The sequence below is a fragment of the Demequina aestuarii genome, assembly GCF_000975095.1.
Taxonomy (GTDB): domain Bacteria; phylum Actinomycetota; class Actinomycetes; order Actinomycetales; family Demequinaceae; genus Demequina; species Demequina aestuarii.
This window is the reverse complement of sequence record NZ_BBRD01000001.1, coordinates 2,436,656-2,457,285: the sequence shown is the minus strand read 5'-3', so window position 1 is coordinate 2,457,285 and position 20,630 is coordinate 2,436,656. Positions and strand designations below refer to the sequence as shown.

Below are 20,630 nucleotides of genomic sequence, written 5' to 3'. Positions count from 1 at the left end.
GATCATCCGCGAGGACGATAGACAGTTTCATGCGATTCAAATAGAACTGAAAACATGACCGCTGCCTCCTCGCCCACCGCGCTGACTCCCGAGCGCCTCGCGTACGTCGAGCGCGTGGCCGTCTACTGGCAGGCCGGGGGGCTCGGCCACGCCGCCGGCGCGATCCTCGGATACCTGACGGTGTGCGAGCCCGCAGCCCAGACGCAGAGCGAGATCGCATCGGCCCTGAAGCTGTCTGCGGGCACCGTCTCGACGCAACTGCGCACGCTCGCGGGAGTCGAGATGGTGGAGAAGGTGCGGCGCATGGGGGTGAGGACGCACTTCTACCAGCTGCCCCAGGACATGTGGGTGCGACTGATCGGCTCCGAGGACCGCCGCATTGCCGGGCTGCGCGTGCTTGCCGACGAAGGGCGCGCAGTGATGCCGGAGACGCGTCGCGACCGCGTCGCCTCCCTCGATCAGATGGTGCGGTTCTTCGAGCACGAGTGGCCGCAGCTCTCGACGCGGCTCGAGGAGTTCTTACGAAGGGAGGGGTCATGACACCGACCCCAGTCATCGAGGTGGATCGCCTCACCAAGAAGTTCGGACGCTTCACCGCGGTGGACGACGTGAGCTTCGCCATCCATCCGGGCGAGATCTTCGGATTCCTGGGTCCCAATGGCGCGGGCAAGTCGACGACCATCAGGGCGATCCTCGATCTCATCCGGCCCACGTCTGGTGCGTGCCGCGTGCTGGGGCTGGACAGCAGGCGCGATGCTGTGGAGATCCACCGGCGCATCGGCTTCCTGCCGTCCGACCTGGCGCTGTGGCCGAGTCTCACCGGCCGGCAGACGGTCGAGTACCTCGGTGGGCTGCGTGGCGGTGTCGACTGGACGCGCGTGGGCGAGCTGTCCGAGCGCCTGGGTGCGGACCTGTCCCGGAAGGTCGGCGAGTACTCGTCCGGCAACCGCCAGAAGCTGGGGATCGTGCTCGCCTTCATGCACTCACCCCGCGCGGTGATCCTGGACGAGCCCATCACGGGCCTGGACCCCCTCGTCCAGCTCGAGTTCCACACCCTGATTCGCGAGATGGCCGATGCGGGGGGGACCGTGTTCCTCTCCTCTCACACCATCAGCGAGGTCGAGCGCGTCGCGGACCGGGTGGCGTTCATCCGGCGGGGCCACCTGATCGCGGTCGAGCAGATGGCGGAGCTGCAGGACAAGGCGTTGCGCCGCATCACGCTGGAGTTCGGAGCGCCGGTCCCGGAGCGGGCGTTCCGCGGTATCGCCGGCGTGCACGAGGTCACCGTCGACGGCCCCACCGTGGCGGCACAGTACGAGGGCTCGATGGCGCCGCTGCTGGCGGTCGCCACGGCGCATGACGTGCTGTCCGTCTCCTCCGCCAGCGTCGACCTGGACGAGATCTTCCTCGAGTTCTACCGGGATGAGGTCGAGGCCGCCGGCGATGATCGGACGACTGCTGGCGGGCGCGACGGTCGGGTGGCGTGATGCTGCGCACCGTCTACCTCAAGAGCCTGCGCGACCGGTGGCTGGGCGCCGTCATCGCGGTGGCGTCGCTGTTCGCCATTGCGTGGATGGGGCTGTGGGCGTACGCCGACATGGGCGACGAGGCCACCGACTTCATCTCGCAGATGCCGGAGGCGTATCTCTCACTGCTGGGCATCACCTCAGACTCCGGCGTCGCGGGCCTGATGCTCAGCAACATGTTCAACTTCCTCGGGCCATTCGTGATTGCAGGCCTCGGCATCTCGATGGGGGCCGCGGCAATCGCGGGCGAGGAGGCCGCGGGCACAATGAACGTGCTCGGGGCCATGCCCCGCAGCCGCGCGCGGCTGCTCCGGTCCAAGGCCCTCGCCGCCGCGACGATCGTGCTCGTCGCCGGCGTCGCGGCGTCCGCGTCGTACGTGGTGGCGGCCGCGCTCGCCGGCGCCGACGTGGGCTCGATGGATCTGGCCGCTGCGACGGTCCACATGCTCGTGGTGTGTCTGATGTTCGGCTCCCTCTCCCTTGCGCTGGGGGCATGGACGGGAAACCGAGCGCTCGCATCGGGCGTGGGCGTCGGCCTGGTGGTGCTGTCGTTCCTCGCGTCCGGACTGCTGCCGCTCTTCGACGGCGTTGCGAGCTGGGCGAAGGCCTCGCCCTGGTACTGGATCAGCGGATCCCAGCCGATGACGACCGGGATCGACTGGGCGCCGCTGGTGGTGCTGCTCGCCGTGACGGCGGTGTTCGTGGGAACGGCATGGTGGGGGCTGGTGCGGCGAGACCTGGGGGCGGGAGCAGCGCGCGCTCCCATCCTCGAGCGCCTGCGGGAGGACCCGCGCTTGGGACGGATCGGCGCGATGCTGGCCGGGAGCGCCTCGACGCGCGGGATCGCGACCAAGGCGCTGACGGACCTGCGCCCCTTCCTCGTCGTGGCGGGCGGGGCCATGCTGCTCCAGGCCCTGGTGCTCGGCCCCCTGTTCAGTGCGATGCAGCGCAGCGCCGTGAACATCGGCGAGGTGGTGGACTCGATGCCGGAGTCGATCCTCGCGATGGTGGGCTTCGCGGACTTCTCGACCGCCGAGGGCTGGTACTTCGGCGAACTGATGACCATCGTCGCGCCGGTCGCGGTCGCGGTGATCGCGATCAACGCCGGGGCGGCGCTCGCGAGCGAGGAGAAGCGTCGCACGGTGAGCGTGCTGGCGACGATGCCCGTATCGCGCAGGTCGCTGGCGATACGCAAAGCCGCCGCGATCGCGGTCGGATCGCTTGTCGCTGGCGTCGCACTGTTCGCCGGAGTGGCGGGCGGAAGCGCCATCGCCGGACTGGGCATGGACGTCGCCCACATCGCTGCGGCCGGTGTGCTGCTCGCCGGCCTCGGCACGCTGCTCGGGTCGGTCGCCTTCGTGGCGGGCGCGGTCACCGGTCGCGTGAACGTGGCGATCGGCGCGAGCACCGGGGTGGCCGTGCTCGGCTGGGGCATCAACAGCTTCGTGCCCGTCAACCCCGATCTCGCGGACTGGGCGCGCGTCTCGCTCTTCTACTACTACGCCGCCGGCAACCCGCTCGAGATCGGACTGACGTGGTGGCATCTCGCGGTGCTCGTGGGCGTGTCCGCCGCGCTGGTCGCGGTCGGCGTGGCGGCGTACTCTCGGCGCGACCTGCGGGGGTAGCAACCGGCCCCGCCCCGGCCAGCCCACGCCAGTGTCGATACGCGTGCACCGATGGTCGCCGCACGGCACGCATCTCGACACTTGCGGAGCGGGGAGAGACCGGGTCCGTGTCCGCGTCCCGTGCCGGACGGCCGATGCGGGGACGCCCGGGCGTGGGGCGGTGCCACGCCCGCTTAGGCTGAACGGATGATCCGAGACGCCTGGACGAGACTGCCCCCTCTGGTGCGCGCCGTCGTGCCAGGTCTGATGCTCGTCGCCGTCGGCGCATGGGGTTTTGTCGCGGTGCTCGACGAGGTGCTTGACAACGACATCCTCGAGGCCGTCGACCAGCCGCTCATCGAGTGGCTCGTCGACAACCGGGTCGAGTGGCTGACCACCCTGATGACGGCGATCACCGAGACGTTCGGCCCCGTGGTGCTGCCGGTCCTGATCCTGATCGGCTGCGCGCTGTGGGTGTGGCGCACCCGATCGTGGCGCGACCCGCTGCTGCTGGCGGGTTCGATGGTGCTGGCGACCGGGATCTCGATGCTCGTGAAGATGATCGTGGCGCGTGCGCGACCGGACGCGGGCTTCCAGACCGTTCCCGGGTACGAGACCTCCTTCTCGTTCCCGTCAGGTCACACCACCGGTGCCGCGACGCTGGTGCTCGTGACGGGGTACCTGCTGTGGCATCGGCGCGGCGGTGTGCGCGGCGCGCTGTGGTGGGTGCTCGGATCGGTGCTGCTCATCGCCCTCGTCGGTGGGACGCGGCTCTACCTCGGCTACCACTTCCTGTCGGACGTGCTTGCCGGCGCGTGCGTGGGTGTCGTGGTGCTCGGCCTCGTGGTCGCCGTCGATCGCTGGCTGGACCTGCGGGAGGCGAGCCGCGCATCGGCCGCGCCCGCCGCGCCCTGACGAGGGTCACGCCACCGTGAAGGTGACCTCCATGCCCTGCGAGCGATGCGTGCCGACCGAGCAGTAGACGGTATACGTGCCGGGCGCGAGATCCACGGTGAACGAGTCGGACTCACCCGGGCCGAGGATCGCGGTGCCTTCGTTCACGCCCTCGCCCTCGATCACCAGGTCGTGCTCCATGCCCCCGTTGTTGGTGAGCTCGAACGTGTACGTCCCCGCGGAGGTCGGGGCGATCATCTGGTAGCCGAACTCGAACGCGAAGGCCGGCACGATGATGGCCTGCCCCTCCGCCGGATCTCCTGACGCAGCGATGGGTGCGGGCGCGCCGGTGTTGCCGGTGCCGAGGTCGACGACCTCGCCACCGCCTGACGATCCGCAAGCGGACAGCGCGACCGCGGTGACCACGGCCAGGGCACCCCGGAGGATCCGGGGAGAATGACGTGAATCAGACATATGCCGATGCTAACGCGCCCGGGTGCGGCGTGTGGGGCGGGGCCCACGCTGACAGGGTCTAGGTTGTCCGCATGAGGGCAACGGCGTGGACAATCGGCGGTGTGGGCACGGCCGTGGGTCTCCTGGTGATCGCTGCGGTGCTGATGTGGGACGCGACACTGCCCGGCTTCAGCGGCGAGGGCGGGCTCGGCGCCGATCTGCGCGCCTCGCTCATCGGGGTCGCGATCATCGCGGTCTCGATCGCCGTGGCTGCCAGCGTGCGCCGCTCGCACCTGTGGGCGAACTACGTGTTCGTGCTGCTCGGGATCCTGGGCGCGGCCGCCGCGGTGTGGTGGGCGGTCGCCGAGCTCCTGGGCTGACGTCAGCGCGGCGCTATAGCCCGGTGCGCTCGCCCAGTGCTCGGAGCGCGCTCGCGGCGTCGACCTCGCCGAAGATCCGGCGCTGGAGCAGCAGGCCGGGCATGACGCCCGCGAGCGCCGTCGTCAGTGCGTCAGCGTCTTCGCTCGCGGGGATGTGGCCGGCCTCCTGCCAGCGAGCCACAAGCGCGCCCAGATCCGTGCGAATGCCCCCGTAGACCTGCTGCAGGGCGTCGCGAATCTCCGCATCACGCTGCGACTCGGCCCACACGTCGAGGGTCAGCGCGGTCATGTCGGTGCCGTCCCGCTGAGCCCTCTCCAGCAGCGCCGCGAACATCGTGCCCATCGCCTCCGTGGGCCGCACCACCCTGCCGGACGCGACGAGCGCGGTGAGCGGAGCGGCTGCAGGCAGGAACACGGCCCGGCCGGCGGCAACCACCAGCGCGGACTTGGACGGGAAGTATCGGTAGACCGTGCCTGCGGAGACGCCGGCCGCCGCGATCACGTCCGCCATCGATGCTGCGTGGAAGCCGTCGCGTGCGAAGCATCGCAGCGCGGCCGCGAGCACCTGCTCGCGGCGCTGCTCGTGGTGCTGGGGCGAGCGACGGGGCATGGGTCCACCATAGCGAATGAACATTCGTTCTTGACAGCCCGCTGCGCTCGCGCCACGATGGAGTCGGAAACCGAATGAACGTTCGGTTTAGGCGGGCGACTCCGCCACCGCCATGCGCATGACGCCGGGGAGGCACCGATGAAGGGCATGATTCTCAAGGAGTTCCGCGAACTTCGGCGCGACCGGCGCACGATGGCCATGCTGGTCGCGCTGCCCATCGTGCTGCTCATCGTCTTCGGCTACGCCGCCAACTTCACGGTCGACGAGATTCCCACCGCTGTGATCGGGGAGCGAGCGGACCAGATCGAGCGGGCGCTGCCCGAGATCTTCACGGTGGCCGATGACAACGATCCCGACGCCGACCCCCGGCAGCTGCTGCGCGACAACGTCGTGGACCTGGCGATCGACAGCTCGACGCAGCCCCCGACCGCGTACCTCGACGGCTCGAGCCTGTTCGCCGCCCAGTCCGCCGACGCCGCTCTGGCCCGCGGGGGCGACGCCGTCGAGGTCGAGATCCTCTTCAACCCCGACCTCGACACCTCGTGGGTCATGGTGCCCGCGCTGATCGGTCTGATCTTGACCTTCATCGGCACCATCATCACCTCGATCGGCCTGGTGAAGGAGCGCCAGAACGGCACCCTCGAGCAGCTCGCGGTGATGCCCCTGAGGCCCTGGGACGTGATCCTGGGCAAGATCGCGCCGTACTTCATCCTCGCGGCGATCGACATGCTCATCGTCACCCTGGTGGGCGTGTGGCTCTTCGACGTCCCCTTTGCGGGCAATCCCTGGCTGTTCGCTGCGGGGGCTGGCCTGTACCTGTTCGTGGTGCTCGGGTTGGGCGTGCTGATCTCGACCGTGTCGCAGACCCAGGCTCAGGCGATCCAACTCGCCATCATGATGCTGCTCCCGCAGATCCTCCTCTCCGGCTTCATCTTCCCGCTCGACGCCATGCCCACCGTGATCGCGTGGATTGGACGCTGTCTGCCGCTCACCTATTTCGTGGAGATGAGCCAGGGAATCTTCCTCCGCGGCGCGGGGCTGACCTCGCTGTGGCCGGTCTTCGCTGTGTTGCTGGGTATGGCCTTCACTGTCTTCACCGCAGCCGTTCTCCGGTTCCGCCGTGACCTGGCGCCGCGCGCGCACCAGAAGGCGCGGGCCTCATGACGGCCGATGCGCGGACCTGGGGCCTCGACTCCGTCACCGTCCGCTACGGGAGCCACGTGGCGCTGGACCAGGTGACGCTCCAGGCGACACCGGGAGAAGTGCGCGCACTCGTGGGCGGCGACGGTGCCGGGAAGACGACGGCGCTGCGAGCTCTGGCCGGCGCACTGCGGCCCGCAGAGGGCGAGGTGCGTGCGCCCAGCCTGGCGCACCTCGGCTTCATGCCCACTGCCGCTGGGGTGTGGCGCGATCTGTCCGTCGACGAGAACATCGCGTTCGCGGGCGCGGTCTACGGCGTGCGCGGCGCGACGTTGCGCGAGCGTCGCGCGACCCTGCTCGAGGGCACGGGACTCGCTGGCGCGACCGCTCGGCTGGCGGGCGCTCTGTCTGGCGGAATGCGTCAGAAGCTCGCGTTCTCCCTTGCGATGCTCCATCGGCCCGAGCTGCTGATCCTGGACGAGCCGTCGACCGGTGTGGACCCGGTGAGCCGCATCGACCTGTGGCGGATGATCTCCCAGGCTGCCGCGGACGGCGCCGCCGTGGTGATGGCGACCACGTACCTGGACGAGGCCGAGCGCGCCTCGCACGTGCTCGCCCTCGATGCCGGACGCGTGCTCATCGAGGGGACTCCCGCGCAGGTGCGAGCCGCTGTTCCGGGCCACGTGGCCACGACTGAGACTCCTGCCGAGCTCGCGTACGCGTGGCGGCGTGGCGCGTCATGGCGGCAGTGGTCTCCAGATTCCCCAGCATCAGGCGAGGCCCCCGTGGCGGATCTGGAGGACGCGATGGTGGCCGCTGCGTTCGCGAAGCTGGCGGTCGCCGAGGGGGAGAGCGCGCCGGCCGGCGCGCCCGTGGCGTCGTCGTCCATCGTCCGCTCGGCCCGCGCATCGGCGGTGCCGCGCCGCCAGACGGGCGACGCGGACGCAGCCCCCCTTATCCGCGCTTCGGCCGTCAGCCGGCGGTTCGGTGACCTCACGGCCGTCGACGACGTGTCGCTGACGGTGCTGCCCGGCGAGATCGTGGGACTGCTCGGCGCCAACGGCGCAGGGAAGACCACGCTGATCCGGATGATCCTGGGCCTGCTGCCTGCCTCGGCGGGCGAGCTGGAGCTGTTCGGAGAGGTTCCGTCGCGGCACACCCGCGCGCGCCAGGGGTACGTGCCGCAAGGTCTGGGGCTGTGGGCTGCACTCACGGCGCGCGAGAACCTCGACTTCGTGGATGCCGCGTTCGGGTCCCGCGGTACCGCGCTGCCCGAGGCGCTCACGGGCGCGGGCGGCCGCACCGTGGGACAGATCGGGCTGGGCGGTCAACGGCAACTCGCGTTCGCCGCGGCACTGGGGCATGAGCCCCAGCTTCTGGTGCTCGATGAGCCCACGTCAGGCGTCGACCCACTGTCGCGCGCGCGCCTGTGGGACGTGATCCACGAGCATGCGGACCGCGGCGTCGGCGTACTCGTCACGACGCACTACATGCAGGAGGCGGAGCAGTGCGACCGACTGGTGCTGATGTCGCGGGGTCGCGACGTCGCCGCCGGGTCGCGAGACGACATCGTGGGCGGCGTTCGCGCCCTTGAGGTCGAGGTCGAGCAATGGCCGGCCGCGTTCCGGGCATTGTCCGAAGCCGGCCTTCTGGTGTCGCTCGCCGGGACGCGGGTGCGGGTGATCGGGGCGTCCACGGGGCAGGTGCGGGACGCGCTGGGCATCGCCGGGCTCCGCGGCGGCATCCACCAGGTGCCCGCCACACTGGAGGAAGTGATGACCGCGCGCGAGCGCCTGCCGGCCTGACGGGTCCATGGCTGGCGGTCTCGCACACCCGATCGCGCCGATTACGGTGGACTGGTGAATGATGCATACGAGAATCTGAGCGACTTCATCGCCATCCCCCGCATTGACGGCCTCGCGCTGTCGCCTGACGGGACGCGTGCCGTGCTGACGGTCGCGACCCTCACCAAGGACGCCACCGCCTACGAGCGTGCGCTGTGGGAGGTCCCCGCCACCACGAATGCCGAGGGTGAGCCCGTGCGCCTGACGCGTTCGGCCAAGGGGGAGTCCGGTGCGGCCTTCACGGCGGCCGGCGACGTGCTGTTCACGTCGACACGGCCCGATGCTGATGGCGACGACTCGACGTCGCAGGTGTGGCTGCTCTCCGCCCGCGGCGGCGAGGCGCGCTGCATCTCTCGACTCGCAGGCGGCGTCTCGGGGATCGAGGCGATCGCGGCCGATGCGCCCGCGGCGATTCTGGGCGCCCAGCTCATGCCCTCGGCAGAGTCGCTCGAGGAGGACGCGCGCATTCGCGCGGCCCGCACCAAGGGCAAGGTGAACGCGATCCTGCACTCGTCGTACCCCATCCGGGACTGGGACCATGACCTCGGCCCGGCCGAGCCGCACCTGCTCGCGCTGGACCTCGACCGCGTGCCTGCTGAAGCCGCGCGCGCATCGGCCGCGGAACCTGCGGAGCAGGACGACGCTGCCACGACTCCCTACCCAGAGACTCTGCCGCGCCCGCGCGACCTGACCCCCCAGCCAGGTCTCAGCGTCGACCACGGGGGAGTCGCGGTCAGCCCCGATGGCACCACTGTGATCGCCGCCTTGTCGGTGCCGGTGGGCCGCTCGTCGCGCACCAGGCTGGTGTCGATCGACGTCGCCTCCGGCGCCCACACGGTGCTGGCTGACGAGGAGGGGATCGACTTCGCGAGCCCCGCGATCAGCCCGGACGGCACCGCCCTGGCGTACGGGCGCGGCGCGAAGTCGACGCCTGCCGGTCCGGCCGACCACGAGCTGTGGATCGCGAACCTGGACGGCTCTGGCGCCCGCGAGATCGCCGCCGACTGGGACCGCTGGGCCGCATCGACCCAGTTCTCTGCCGACGGTTCCGCGCTGATCGTCACGGCCGATCACGACGGCCGTTGCCCCGTGTTCTCGATCGACGTCGCGACCGGCGAGGTCGCCCAGATCACCGAGGACGACGCCGCCTACTCAGCCGTGGCCGTCGACCGGACCGGCGCCGGCCTGGTGGCCCTGCGCGCCACGATGCTCGAGCCGGCGCACCCCGTCCGGATCGCCTTCGACGGGACCGTGACGCGCCTCGCGAACCCTGCTCCCGCGCCTGAGGTGAACGCGACGCTGACCGATGTGGACGCCACCGCCGAGGATGGCGCCCGGGTGCGCGGATGGCTGCTCACCCCGCCCAGCGCATCGGCCGCAGCCCCTGCTCCGCTGCTGCTGTGGATCCATGGTGGGCCGCTGAACTCGTGGAACCAGTGGTCGTGGCGCTGGAGCCCCGCGCTCGCCGTGGCGAAGGGCTACGCGGTGCTGCTGCCGGACCCCGCGCTGTCCACCGGCTACGGCCTCGAGTTCATCGCGCGCGGCTGGAACAGCTGGGGCCACAAGCCCTACACGGACCTCCTGACGATCACCGATGCGGTGGAGGCTCGGCCCGAGATCGACGAGACGCGCACGGCCGCCATGGGCGGCTCCTTCGGCGGCTACATGGCCAACTGGGTGGCGGGCCACACGGACCGATTCGACGCGATCGTGACGCACGCGGCGCTGTGGGCGCTCGACCAGTTCGGTCCGACGACGGATCACGCCGACTACTGGCAGTCGATCTTCACGCCCGAGGCGATGGTCGAGCACTCGCCGCACCACTCGGTGGCCGAGATCTCGACGCCCATGCTCGTCATTCACGGGGACAAGGACTACCGCGTGCCGATCGGCGAGGGCCTGCGGCTGTGGGCTGAGCTCGCGGAGCACTTCGCGGCGCCCGACGGCTCCATGGATCACCGGTTCCTGTACTTCCCGGACGAGAACCACTGGATCCTGAAGCCGCAGCACGCGATCGTCTGGTACGAGACGGTCTTCGCCTTCCTCGCGCGGCACGTGCGAGGCGAGGAGCCGGAGCTGCCGGAGGTGCTGGGCTAGCCCACGCCCCCTCGGCTCCCAGGGCCTTGTGCTCTCACTTCCGATCTCTTAATGTATGAATAAGTGCTCATATATTCAGGAGTTGACGTGACCGCATCGCATCACCACAGGCCTCTTCCTGCGCCACTGACGCAGGAAGAGGCCGACCGTCTCGCAAGCGTGTTCTCCCTGCTCGCCGACCCTTCGCGGCTGCGTCTGGTCTACGTGCTGATCGACGGCGGTGCCATGTGCGTGAGCGACATCGCCACGGCAGCGGGATCCTCCGAATCGGCCACGAGCCATCAACTCTCCAGGCTCCGCGCCTCGGGCGTGGTGCGCTCGGAGCGGCACGGTCGCGAGATCTGGTACCAGCTCGAGGACTCACACATCCGCGTACTCCTCGATCTTGCCGCCGAGCACTACCTGGTGGAGAAGCACTGATGGGCCACTCCCACAGTCCCGCCGCTCACGTGGGTGCGCGCTACCGCAACCGTCTCCTGGTCGTCTTCGTGCTGGTGGTCGTGTTCATGGCCGCCGAGGTGGCAGCCGCCATCCTGTCCGGCTCCTTGGCATTGCTCGCCGATGCGGGCCACATGACCGCCGACGCCGTCACGTTGGGCGCGGCGTACGTGGCGACCCGCGTCGCGACTCGCGTCGACACCACAGGGACGCGCACGTACGGCTCCTACCGCGCGGAGGTGTTCGCCTCCGGGCTCGCGGTGCTGATCATGCTGGGTGTCGCGGTCTTGGTGGCGGTCGAAGCGCTGGGACGCATCGGTGCGCCTGCAGAGGTCTCGACCACTCCCATGCTGGTGGTCGGTGTGCTCGGGCTGCTCGTGAACGCCCTGTCGATGCTGATCCTGCGTGCTGGCGCGAAGGAGTCCCTGAACGTCAAGGGCGCATACCTCGAGGTGATCGCAGATGCGGCGGGCTCGGTGGGCGTGATCGTTGCCGGCGCGCTCATCCTCGTCACGGGGGACGGTGTCTGGGATGTGGTGGTGGGCCTCGCGATTGCGGCGTTCGTCGCGGTGCGAGCCGCGATCCTTGGCAGGGAGGTGCTCGCGGTGCTCGGTCAGCATGCGCCGCGCGGCTTCGATGCGGCCGCGGCCGTCGCCGACCTCCGCGCCGTCGAGGACGTCGTCGAGGTGCACGATCTGCACGCGTGGACGCTCACGTCGGGAATGAACGTCGCCACGGCTCATCTGATGGTGACGGCCACCGCAGACCTGCAGACAGTGCTCGCGACAGCACAGTCCGTGCTTTCCGAGCGGTACGAGATCGCGCATGCCACGTTGCAGGTCGAGTCCGCTGCCTCACGGCAGTGCGAAGAGGTGACCTGGTAGCGCGATGGCGCAGCGCCGCTGCTAGCCCTCGTCTGGCGCGAGCGCGCCGTAGACGGTGGGCAAGAGTTCCGCGACGGTCGGATGGATGGTGAGCCAGGTGTGCAGGGCCGATGCGGGCCCGTCGAGGTGCATCAGCATCGACAGGGCGTGGATCACCTCGTCGCCGTGGTGGCCGAGGACGGCGGCACCCACGAGGCGGTCGCGATCCGCGTCCACCACGAGCCGGATGGTTCCCGCGGTGACGCCGTCGAGAGCGGCGCGAGCGACACCGGCCATGGGGTAGTCCGCGACGGAGACATTGACCCCCGCGTCGCGTGCCTGCGCGAGAGTCATCCCCACGCGCCCGAGCGGCGGGTCCGTGAACACCGCGTAGGTGGGGATGCGGCCGGCCACCGACCGGTCCTCGCCCGCCAGGTGCTCGGCGAGGATCTCGTGATCCTGGTAGCTGGTGTGCGTGAAGGCGCCGCGGCCATTGACGTCGCCCAGGGCGTAGATGCCCGGCGCAGAGGTCAAGAAGTGCTCATCGGTGACGACGTAGCCGCGCCCGTCGGTGTCGACTCCGACGGTGTCGAGGCCGAGCTCATCGCTGTTGGGGATGCGGCCTGCCGCGATGAGCACGCGGTCGCCCGCGATCGTCTCGCCGTCCGCAAGCGTCAGGACCACGCCCTCCCCGTTCCGCTCCGCGCGGACGATGCGCACTCCGGTGCGCACCTCCAGGCCCTCCTCGCGCAGGAAGTCCGCGGCCGCATCGGCGATGTCCGGGTCCTCGCGAGGCATCACGTGGTCGCCTGACTGGAGGATGGTGACGTGGGAGCCGAACCGCGACCAGATCTGTCCCATCTCGAGGCCGATGTAGCTGCCTCCGATCACGAGCAGCCGCTCGGGCGCCTCGGTGAGGTCGAGCAGGGTGTGGTGATCGAGGTAGTCGATGCGTGCCAGTCCCTCGATGCGCGGGGGCACGGACCGGGCGCCGGGATTGAGCACGATCCGCGGCGCCGTGACCACCTGGCCGTCGAACTCGACCCGGTAGTCGTTGCCGTCGCGCCCGGATAGGCGGGCGCGGGCCGTGACGTAGCTGATGGTCTCGTGGTCCTCGAAGAACGCACCGCTGCTCGAGCGCCAGCCGTCGATGAGCGCGTCCTTGCGGGCGACCGCCTCGCCCACGTCGACGGTCACGCCATCGACGTGGACACCGTACGGCGCCCCGGTGCGTGCCACGTGCGCCGCGTGGGCCGATGCGCGGAGGGCCTTGGTGGGGCGGCACCCGTCATTGAGGCAGGTGCCGCCGAACGGCCCGTCCTGAAATACCGCGACGCGCTCGCCGCGGGCATCGAGCGTGGCCGCCAACGACGGGCCGGCCTGGCCGCCGCCGATGACGATGGTGTCGAACTGCGTGTGGTGAAGGGTCATGCCTCATTGTGCGCAGGTCATCGGCCGATGCGCCCGGCGGGGCGCCAGGGCCTCCGTGAGACGTCGCCGCCAGTCGGGGCTCAGTCGCCCTTGCCGGAGTCCAGCCCCTCACGGATCGCGTCCATCACGGACGAGTCTGCGAGCGTGGTGACGTCGCCCACCGGACGGTGCTCGGCGACGTCGCGCAGCAGCCGCCGCATGATCTTGCCCGAGCGGGTCTTGGGGACCTCGGACACGACGAGGATGGTGCGCGGCTTCGCGAGCGGACCGATCTCCTTGGCCACCTGCTCGCGCAGCGCGACGGAGACGTCGTGGCCAGAGGCGTCGGCGCCTGCCGCATCGGACCTCACCACGACGAACGCGACCACGGCCTGGCCGGTGGTCTCGTCGCTCGCGCCCACGACGGCGGCCTCGGCGACCCACGGGTGGGAGACGAGGGCATGCTCGAGTTCCGTGGTGGACAGCCGGTGGCCGGAGATGTTCATCACGTCGTCCACACGCCCGAGGAGCCAGATGTCGCCGTCGGCGTCACGCTTGGCGCCGTCGCCCGCGAAGTACAGGTGGGGCCAGCGGCTCCAATAGGTGCGCTCGTATCGAGGGCGGTCGTTCCAGACGCCGCGCAGCATCGACGGCCACGGCTCGGTGAGCGCGAGGTAGCCACCGTGCCCGGGTCCCACCTCGTCCCCGTGATCGTCGACCACGGCGGCCGCGACGCCCGGCAGCGCCACCTGCGCTGAGCCGGGCTTGGTGGCGGTCACGCCGGGCAGCGGCGAGATCATGATCGACCCGGTCTCGGTCTGCCACCAGGTGTCGACGAGCGGGCAGCGGTCGCCGCCGATGACGCGGCGGTACCACATCCAGGCCTCGGGGTTGATGGGCTCACCCACCGAGCCGAGCAGGCGCAGCGAGCTCAGATCGAACTTCGCAGGGATCGCCTCGCCCCACTTCATGAACGTGCGGATCGCGGTGGGCGCGGTGTAGAAGATCGACACTTTGTACTTCTCGATGATCTCCCACCAGCGGCCCTGATGAGGGGTGTTGGGGGTGCCCTCATAGAGCACCTGGGTGGCGCCGTTGATCATGGGGCCGTAGACGATGTACGAGTGGCCCGTGATCCACCCCACGTCTGCCGAGCACCAGAACACGTCCGTCTCGGGCTTGAGGTCGAACACCACACGGTGGGTGTACGAGACGCCGGTGAGATAGCCGCCGGTGGTGTGGAACAGGCCCTTGGGGGTGCCGGTGGTGCCGGAGGTGTAGAGGATGAACAGCGGGTGCTCGGCCTCGACCATCACGGGGACGTGGATCTCAGAGGCGGGCTCCACGACATCGTGCCACCACGTGTCCCGGCCCTCGACCCAATGGGTGTCCTGGCCGGTGCGCTTGACCACGAGCACGTTCTCGACGGTCGCTGACGGCTCGGGGTGGTGGTCGCCCGCCGCGATCGCGGCGTCGACGAGTGGCTTGAGCGCGAGATGCGCGCCTCGCCGGTTGCCGCCGTCTGCGGTGATGACCAGCTTGGCCTCCGCATCGTCGATCCGCTGGCGCAGCGACTCTGCGCTGAAGCCGCCGAACACGACGGAGTGGATGGCGCCGATGCGCGCACAAGCCAGCATGGCGATGACGGCCTCGGGGATCTGCGGCAAGTAGATCGCGACGCGGTCGCCCTTGGTGAGGCCCAGGCTCTCCAGGCCGTTCGCGGCCTTCGACACCTCGCGCTGCATATCCGCGTAGGTCAGCGTGCGCGTGTCGCCGGGCTCGCCCTCGAAGTGGAAGGCCACCCGGTCGCCGCGGCCTTCGCGCACGTGACGGTCCACGGCGTTGTCGCACGCGTTGAGCGTCCCGTCAGCGAACCATCGGGCCACGGGGGCGTCCGACCAGTCGAGCACCTCGGTGAACGGCTTCTCCCAGTGCAGGCGCCGCGCCTGCTCGGCCCAGAACTCCGGGCCCTCGGCCGCAGCCTGCGCGTAGAGCTCCGCGGTGGCGTTGGCCTGAGCGGCGAACTCGTCACTGGGAGGGAAGGATCGAGTCTCGGTGTGGAGGTTCTCGAGCGTGGGGGACTGTGTCTGGTCATCATTGGCCATGTCGGCCAGCCTAGGAGGACTTTGGTCCTCTGCCAACCATTTGTAAGCGCGCCTGGTAGATCGGTAGTCGCCCGATGCTAAATGGTTTCACCAATGCCATCTCTCCGCGCGCATCGGTCGCCTGCCGTGTCACGATGTCCTCATGACGGAATCAGAGAACTTCACCTACACCACCCGTACCAACGGCGAGGTCGAGATCCTGCGCGACGGATCGGTCGCGCTGCTGCTCCGGGGCGACGACGCCGAGGACTTCCTCGCGCAGGTGAAGAACGGCGACGCAGACCAGGTGATGGAGGCTTTCGTCGGCGACCAGTCCGGCACCGCCCAGGCCACTGGGACGGACACGCATCCCGCGATGGAGCAGCCACTCGACGGCCCAGTTCCGCACGGCGATGGCGAGCCGCGTGAGGCTGACGGCGAAGAGCGCCCCTCGTCCTAGACCGGCGGGCCCACATCCGTGTGCGATTCGCCGCGCGGTCCGGTCGCCTCCCGTGTCACGATGGGCAGATGACTGGAGCAGAAGGATTCGACTACCGTACGCGCAGCAACGGCGAGGCGGTCATTTTTCACCACGGCAAGCTCGCGAAGATGATGCGCGGCGAGGAGGCCGCAGCCTTCCTCAAGGACGTAGAGGCGGGGGATCCGCAAGAGGTCATGGGCACGTACGTCGGCCACGACGGCCAGGAGCAGAAGCCCGGCAGCGCCGGCAAGAGCACTGGCCCCGACTCACTTCACGGCAATGGTGAGGCCCACGCGACCAAGGACTTCCGCCGCAAGACCGGCTGAGAAGATCTGCGACCTCACTCGACGGTGAAGGTCGCCGGCTCGGAGATCGCGACGGCGGCGGGAGCGTCGACCACGTAGTGCTCCGGCACGTCTCGGGTCAACACGTCCGCGAGCACATCCTGGGGCACGTCGCACAGCCTCTCGCTCTGCCCGTCGGGGGTCTCTGACTCCTCACAGTGGTCGGCGATGCGCGGGTCATCGCGGATCGCCGAGTACCCGGCCGTGTACTGCAGGTAGGCAAGGCCGGTGACGCCCTCCTCTGCCAGCGCGCGTGCGGCCGCGGCCGGTTCGCCAAGAATGACCGGGGTCCACGCGTACACCTCGTAGTCTCCGGGCGGCAGGTCTGCGTTCGCTGCCTCGAAGTCCTCTGCCTCCTGCTGGCGCGCGGCGATCTGCTCTTCAGTCGCGCTGGACCATTCGAAGTCGTCCCAGATCGCAGAAAGCTCTGCGGCGGTGTCGCACAGCGTCGCGCCGGTGAACTCGATGGAGTCCGAGGACGGTGCCGTCGTGTCCGTCGAGGTCACGAACAGGTCGGGGACGAACTCGCTGCCCCAGTCGGGCGTCACGACGACGCCGTCGCGCGTGATGATCAGCTGGCCCTCCTGAGCGAGGAAAGCGATCAGCGCCTCATCCTCGCTGGTGAAGGTGACGGTGGCGGATGCGCTCATCGCGTTCCTGGTCACCTCGACCTCGGGGATCACGCCATTGGCGGCGGTGGCCTCGGCCGACCAGGTGTCTCCGCATGCGGGGGGCTCGAACAAGCCGTTTGCCTGGCTCTCGACCTCGGCGAGGTCGAACGTCAGGGGCACGGTCGCACGATCCGTGGTGGGGCTGCTCGACGGCTCCGCCACCGGCGTCTCGCCTCCGCCTGTCAGCAGCTGGACGCCGTACCACCCGACGGCTGCGGACAGCCCTGCGATGGCGATCGCGCCCACGGCCATGAGACCCTTGTTCATCCGTTGGTCGTGCCCCCCTGGGCGGGCGCGCTGCCGCCCCGCCGAATCCTCGTGGTGAGTCTCAATCGTACGTCCCTGAAACGGACGAATGCCTACGTCGCGCGGACGATTCTGCGCCGTCCCTGGTCAGGGACATGCCCCGCGGAGAAAGCCGTGTCGCACGGCGTGTCGCACCCCTCACTCGGTCGCCTCGACGGCGATGGACGGGTGACCTGGCACGGGCTGCCACTGCTGCCATGTCCAGCCGGCGGCGACTCCCAGCAGCAGCGCCACTGTCACCGCTGCGGTCAACGCGATCCTGCGCATCATTCCCCCTCAAGGCCGTGCCACCGTCCTGTCACAGTGTCAACGCATGGGGGGTGGTGAAAGGTTGGGTCAGGGGTAGATCACCAGTGCGTCGAGTTCCTCGCGGGTGCCGTCCCCGAGCGTCACCGTGGCGGGCGATGCGATCATCGCGGGAGCGGACTCGGGAGGCCCGTCGACGCCGGTGGCGAAGGTATCGGCGAAGTCGACTCCCTCGCACCACTGCACCTCGTCGACCGTCAGCGACCATGGCTCGGGCCCGTCGTACCGGATGATCTCCAGGGGTGAGTCGCCGGCAGCGGACGTGGTGTCGACCCATCCCACGACCTCCCGTGAGAGGTACCAATACGGCGTGGCTGCCTCGCCGCCGTCGTACTCCGCCTCCTGCGTGCGCATGATCCACAGGCGAGGGTTGGCGGGCATGGTGACCTCCGCCTCGGTCCATCCGCTTTCGTCGATCCAGAAGGACACCTGAACGGAATCCCCCTCCTCGAGGCTGCTCAGCTGCGGGGTGTCGGGCGCCCAGAAGCCGCCCAGAGACCCCGAGTTGAAGGTCGCGTACGCATCACCACAGGCGGGAACGCTCTCGCGCTCGTACGCCGGCAGGTCGGGCCCCTCGGTGTTCACGTACCACGACCGGTCACTCTCGAGCGTGACCGGGATAGGCGTCGAAGCGAAGACAAGGTCCACGTCCCTGGAGTAGAGCGCGGAGTCGTACGGGACCGTCGTCACGCCCGCCTCCTCGTCGACGACGACGCCGGGCAGCGCATTCGGCTGGCACGTGATGGGGGTGATCCCGCCCCACAGGTAGTCATCGCGGCACTCGTAGGCGCCTTCGCGGATGGCCGGGAGGTCGGAGCGAGCCGGCAGGCCGTAGTTCTGCAGCCGGAGGCTGTGGACCGCCGCAGTCTGCTCGCTGTTGTGAACGCGAGAGACAAGCACCATCTCGTATTCTCCGGAGTCGAGCGAGCCGGACTCGGACGCGGCCTCGCAGTCGGCGGCGGCACCCGCCCACTGCCAGAGGTGAGTGAGCGCGCCGCCTGGCTCGAGAGTGGTCACCGAGGGTGCCATGTCGGCCCATCCGTGGCCCACGACCACGCCGTCTTGCAGGAACAGGGCCTCGGGCTGCTCGACGAACACCGGCAGCGGATCGGAGCCCGTGAACGACAGGGTGACATGGGGCCGCGTCTCGGCGTTGATGAGCGCTTCCCCGGAGCTGTCCAGGTCGAGCTGTGCAGGCATCTCGAAGAGCGCCGAGAAGCCCTCGTTCTCGGCCGTCTCCGCCGGAACCGGCTCGCCGCAGTAGTCGTTCGCGGTGTTCACGCTGTGGCCCCACGGGTGCTCGGGGAACGGCACGGTGGCGTAGGCGGTGTCGCCCTGGTCGATGGTGAGGTCGGGTGAGGCGCTGGGGCTCGGCTCGGGCGCGACGCCCACTCCGGTGAACCCGGCGCCGGCGGCCCCGACTCCGGTGATGACGACCGCCGCGATCGCCGCCGACCCGCCGATCCGCATGGCTCGAGCGCGCCCGATGGACCCTCGCAGGCCGCCCCCGACGCGCGCATCCGACCATCGCCCTGCCCGCGCATCGGCCGCCGCTCGTATCCGCTCGCTGAAGACGTCCACCTCAGGGCCTCACCGCGTGGTCCAGGTCGAGGCGAAGCACAGTGCGGTCACGGCGAGAACACCAGCGCGTCGAGTTCTTCGCGGGTGCCGTCGTCCAGAGTCACGGTGGACGGCGAGGCGACCATCCCCAGGTGGTTGTCATCCGTGGTGTCAGCACTGTCGAAGCCCTCGCACCACTGCACGTCCGTGACGGAGAGCGGCCATGTCTCTGGTCCGTCGTAGCGCACGATCTTCAACGTGGTGGCGTCCGATCCGGAGTCGGTGTCGAACCAGCCCACGACCTCCTGCGCGGAGTACAGGCTCTCGGTCGAGGCATCGCCATCGCCGTCGTCGAACGCGATGTCACGCTGGGCCAGGACCCAGACGCGCGGGTCCACAGGCACGGTGACCTCTGCTTCGAGCCACCCCGAGCCCCTGCGCCACAGTTCCGGATCGAGCGCGTCGCCCACCTCCGTGCCAGCGAGGGACCCCGCCATCGAGTCCCACGGGCCTTGGATCGAGCCAGTGCCGATGCTGCCGAACTGATCGCCACAGGCGGGGACAGTGCCCCGCTCGAACCCGGGCACGGGCGGGGAGAGTAAGAAGTCCTCGGCGCCGTTCTCGTTCGGGGTGACGGTGACGGCTATCGGTGGCGAGACATACAGGAGCGACACGTCCTCCGTGTAGAACGACGCCTCGTACGGCACCGTCACGGTGCCCGCCTCGTCATCGATCTCCACCCCGGGAAGTGCATGCGGATCACACGTGAGCGGCGTGATGCCACCCCAGCGGTCCTCGCTGTCGCACTCGTAGGCGCCTTCCCTGAAAGCCGGGAGCTCGCTCATGACCGGCAGCGTGTAGCCGTCCATGCGCAGGCTCTGCGTCGCCGCGGCGGCCTCGTCGTTGTACACCTGGGTGACCAGCACCATCTCGTAGTCGCCTGGCTCCAGGGTGCCGAACCCGAACCCGGGCTCGCTCTCGGTGTCGCAGGAGGCGGCGCCCCCGATCGACTCCCAGCGATAGGTCGCGGTCCCCCCTGGTTGGAACGTCCTCACGATGGGTTCCTGATAGTCCGGTGCCGCGCCCACGACGGTCCCGTCCTCGACGAACAGCGCTGAGGGGCCGGACACGAATGCGGGGAGCGGGGAGCTCCCCGAGAACGTGAGTTGAGCCGAGGACTGCGCAGGGCCGGCAGAGACGCCTGTCTGCTGATCGATGTCGAGGCGTTCCGGGATGTCGTACGCGACGGAGAAGTCCTCCGATTCAGCGCGCGTCTCGGGGACCGGCCCGCCGCAGTAGGCCGCGAGCTGGCGCATGTGGGAGTCCATCTCGTGCTCGTCGGGAAAGGGCAGCGTGGCGTAGGCGGTGTCGCCCTGACCGAGGGTGAGGTCGGGCGAGGCGCTGGGGCTCGGCTCGGGCGCGGAGCCCACTCCGGTGAATCCCACACCCGCGGCCCCGATGCCGGTGATGACGACCGCAGCGATGGCGGCCGAACCGCCTACCCGCAGGGCGCGAGCCCGCCCGATCGAGCGGCGCCGTTCGCGGCCCGCCCGCGCATCGGGCCATTGCCGTGACCGCGCATCGGCCGCGGCTCGTACTCGCTCGCTGAACTCGTCCAC

Annotated in this window: 20 protein-coding genes; 12 read left to right on the top strand and 8 right to left on the bottom strand. The window is 69.7% G+C overall.

Annotated elements, in window-relative coordinates; genetic code table 11:
• Positions 1 to 54: 54 nt before the first annotated feature.
• The 4 genes from AOP72_RS11515 to AOP72_RS11500 all read left to right on the top strand — a co-directional run bounded on the left by AOP72_RS11515 (position 55) and on the right by AOP72_RS11500 (position 4,045).
• Positions 55 to 540 carry an ArsR family transcriptional regulator gene (locus AOP72_RS11515; protein ID WP_062136545.1) on the top strand — a complete coding sequence of 162 codons (486 nt, stop codon included), beginning with the start codon at positions 55 to 57 and terminating at the stop codon, positions 538 to 540.
• Positions 537 to 1,487 carry an ABC transporter ATP-binding protein gene (locus AOP72_RS11510; protein ID WP_062136542.1) on the top strand — a complete coding sequence of 317 codons (951 nt, stop codon included), beginning with the start codon at positions 537 to 539 and terminating at the stop codon, positions 1,485 to 1,487. The genes AOP72_RS11515 and AOP72_RS11510 overlap by 4 nt, the downstream gene beginning before the upstream one ends.
• Positions 1,487 to 3,151, top strand: a complete 1,665-nt coding sequence (locus tag AOP72_RS11505; protein WP_062136540.1) for an ABC transporter permease subunit — start codon at positions 1,487 to 1,489, stop codon at positions 3,149 to 3,151. The genes AOP72_RS11510 and AOP72_RS11505 overlap by 1 nt, the downstream gene beginning before the upstream one ends.
• Positions 3,152 to 3,337: 186 nt before the next feature.
• Positions 3,338 to 4,045: a phosphatase PAP2 family protein gene (locus AOP72_RS11500; protein ID WP_084631779.1), complete on the top strand. Its 708-nt coding sequence runs from the start codon at positions 3,338 to 3,340 to the stop codon at positions 4,043 to 4,045.
• A gap of 6 nt (positions 4,046 to 4,051) precedes the next feature.
• Here AOP72_RS11500 and AOP72_RS11495 read toward each other — a convergent pair whose 3' ends face one another.
• On the bottom strand, positions 4,052 to 4,498 hold the full coding sequence (locus AOP72_RS11495) for a plastocyanin/azurin family copper-binding protein (protein ID WP_084631777.1): 447 nt from the start codon (positions 4,496 to 4,498) through the stop codon (positions 4,052 to 4,054).
• A 71-nt stretch (positions 4,499 to 4,569) separates the two neighbouring features.
• On the opposite strand from AOP72_RS11495, the gene AOP72_RS11490 reads away from it, so the two are divergent.
• Positions 4,570 to 4,857 carry a hypothetical protein gene (locus AOP72_RS11490; protein WP_152650368.1) on the top strand — a complete coding sequence of 96 codons (288 nt, stop codon included), beginning with the start codon at positions 4,570 to 4,572 and terminating at the stop codon, positions 4,855 to 4,857.
• A gap of 13 nt (positions 4,858 to 4,870) precedes the next feature.
• On the opposite strand, the gene AOP72_RS11485 is transcribed toward AOP72_RS11490, so the two are convergent.
• The gene (locus AOP72_RS11485; RefSeq protein ID WP_062136529.1) at positions 4,871 to 5,467 is read right to left on the bottom strand and encodes a TetR/AcrR family transcriptional regulator; all 597 of its coding nucleotides are present in this window, start codon (positions 5,465 to 5,467) and stop codon (positions 4,871 to 4,873) included.
• Positions 5,468 to 5,605: 138 nt separating this feature from the next.
• Here AOP72_RS11485 and AOP72_RS11480 point away from each other — a divergent pair, with 138 nt between their 5' ends.
• The 5 genes from AOP72_RS11480 to AOP72_RS11460 all read left to right on the top strand — a co-directional run bounded on the left by AOP72_RS11480 (position 5,606) and on the right by AOP72_RS11460 (position 11,870).
• Positions 5,606 to 6,631, top strand: coding sequence for an ABC transporter permease (locus AOP72_RS11480; RefSeq protein WP_062136524.1), 1,026 nt, complete (start codon positions 5,606 to 5,608; stop codon positions 6,629 to 6,631).
• Positions 6,628 to 8,412, top strand: coding sequence for an ATP-binding cassette domain-containing protein (locus AOP72_RS13845; RefSeq protein WP_084631774.1), 1,785 nt, complete (start codon positions 6,628 to 6,630; stop codon positions 8,410 to 8,412). Before AOP72_RS11480 ends, AOP72_RS13845 begins: the two co-directional genes overlap by 4 nt.
• Positions 8,413 to 8,466: 54 nt before the next feature.
• Entirely contained in the window at positions 8,467 to 10,548 is a 2,082-nt protein-coding gene (locus AOP72_RS11470; RefSeq protein ID WP_439645547.1) for a S9 family peptidase, read from the top strand.
• Between the two features lie 87 nt (positions 10,549 to 10,635).
• Positions 10,636 to 10,968 (top strand): ArsR/SmtB family transcription factor, encoded by a 333-nt coding sequence (locus AOP72_RS11465; protein ID WP_062136518.1) that lies wholly within the window; start codon positions 10,636 to 10,638, stop codon positions 10,966 to 10,968.
• Positions 10,968 to 11,870, top strand: coding sequence for a cation diffusion facilitator family transporter (locus AOP72_RS11460; RefSeq protein WP_062136515.1), 903 nt, complete (start codon positions 10,968 to 10,970; stop codon positions 11,868 to 11,870). The genes AOP72_RS11465 and AOP72_RS11460 overlap by 1 nt, the downstream gene beginning before the upstream one ends.
• A gap of 21 nt (positions 11,871 to 11,891) precedes the next feature.
• Here AOP72_RS11460 and AOP72_RS11455 read toward each other — a convergent pair whose 3' ends face one another.
• Complete coding sequence (locus AOP72_RS11455; RefSeq protein WP_062136512.1) at positions 11,892 to 13,280, bottom strand: mercuric reductase; 1,389 nt, start codon at positions 13,278 to 13,280, stop codon at positions 11,892 to 11,894.
• An 80-nt stretch (positions 13,281 to 13,360) separates the two neighbouring features.
• On the bottom strand, positions 13,361 to 15,364 hold the full coding sequence (gene acs / locus AOP72_RS11450; protein WP_062136509.1) for an acetate--CoA ligase: 2,004 nt from the start codon (positions 15,362 to 15,364) through the stop codon (positions 13,361 to 13,363).
• A 142-nt stretch (positions 15,365 to 15,506) separates the two neighbouring features.
• Here acs and AOP72_RS11445 point away from each other — a divergent pair, with 142 nt between their 5' ends.
• Both AOP72_RS11445 and AOP72_RS11440 read left to right on the top strand, forming a co-directional pair.
• Positions 15,507 to 15,803: a hypothetical protein gene (locus tag AOP72_RS11445; protein ID WP_062136505.1), complete on the top strand. Its 297-nt coding sequence runs from the start codon at positions 15,507 to 15,509 to the stop codon at positions 15,801 to 15,803.
• A 68-nt stretch (positions 15,804 to 15,871) separates the two neighbouring features.
• Positions 15,872 to 16,150: a hypothetical protein gene (locus tag AOP72_RS11440; protein ID WP_062136502.1), complete on the top strand. Its 279-nt coding sequence runs from the start codon at positions 15,872 to 15,874 to the stop codon at positions 16,148 to 16,150.
• A gap of 14 nt (positions 16,151 to 16,164) precedes the next feature.
• Here AOP72_RS11440 and AOP72_RS11435 read toward each other — a convergent pair whose 3' ends face one another.
• The 4 genes from AOP72_RS11435 to AOP72_RS11425 form a co-directional block, all read right to left on the bottom strand.
• Positions 16,165 to 17,106 carry a hypothetical protein gene (locus tag AOP72_RS11435; protein WP_062136499.1) on the bottom strand — a complete coding sequence of 314 codons (942 nt, stop codon included), beginning with the start codon at positions 17,104 to 17,106 and terminating at the stop codon, positions 16,165 to 16,167.
• A 177-nt stretch (positions 17,107 to 17,283) separates the two neighbouring features.
• Positions 17,284 to 17,415: a hypothetical protein gene (locus AOP72_RS13915; RefSeq protein WP_274519732.1), complete on the bottom strand. Its 132-nt coding sequence runs from the start codon at positions 17,413 to 17,415 to the stop codon at positions 17,284 to 17,286.
• A 66-nt stretch (positions 17,416 to 17,481) separates the two neighbouring features.
• Complete coding sequence (locus tag AOP72_RS11430) at positions 17,482 to 19,032, bottom strand: hypothetical protein (RefSeq protein ID WP_152650367.1); 1,551 nt, start codon at positions 19,030 to 19,032, stop codon at positions 17,482 to 17,484.
• Between the two features lie 47 nt (positions 19,033 to 19,079).
• The gene (locus AOP72_RS11425; RefSeq protein ID WP_152650366.1) at positions 19,080 to 20,630 is read right to left on the bottom strand and encodes a hypothetical protein; all 1,551 of its coding nucleotides are present in this window, start codon (positions 20,628 to 20,630) and stop codon (positions 19,080 to 19,082) included.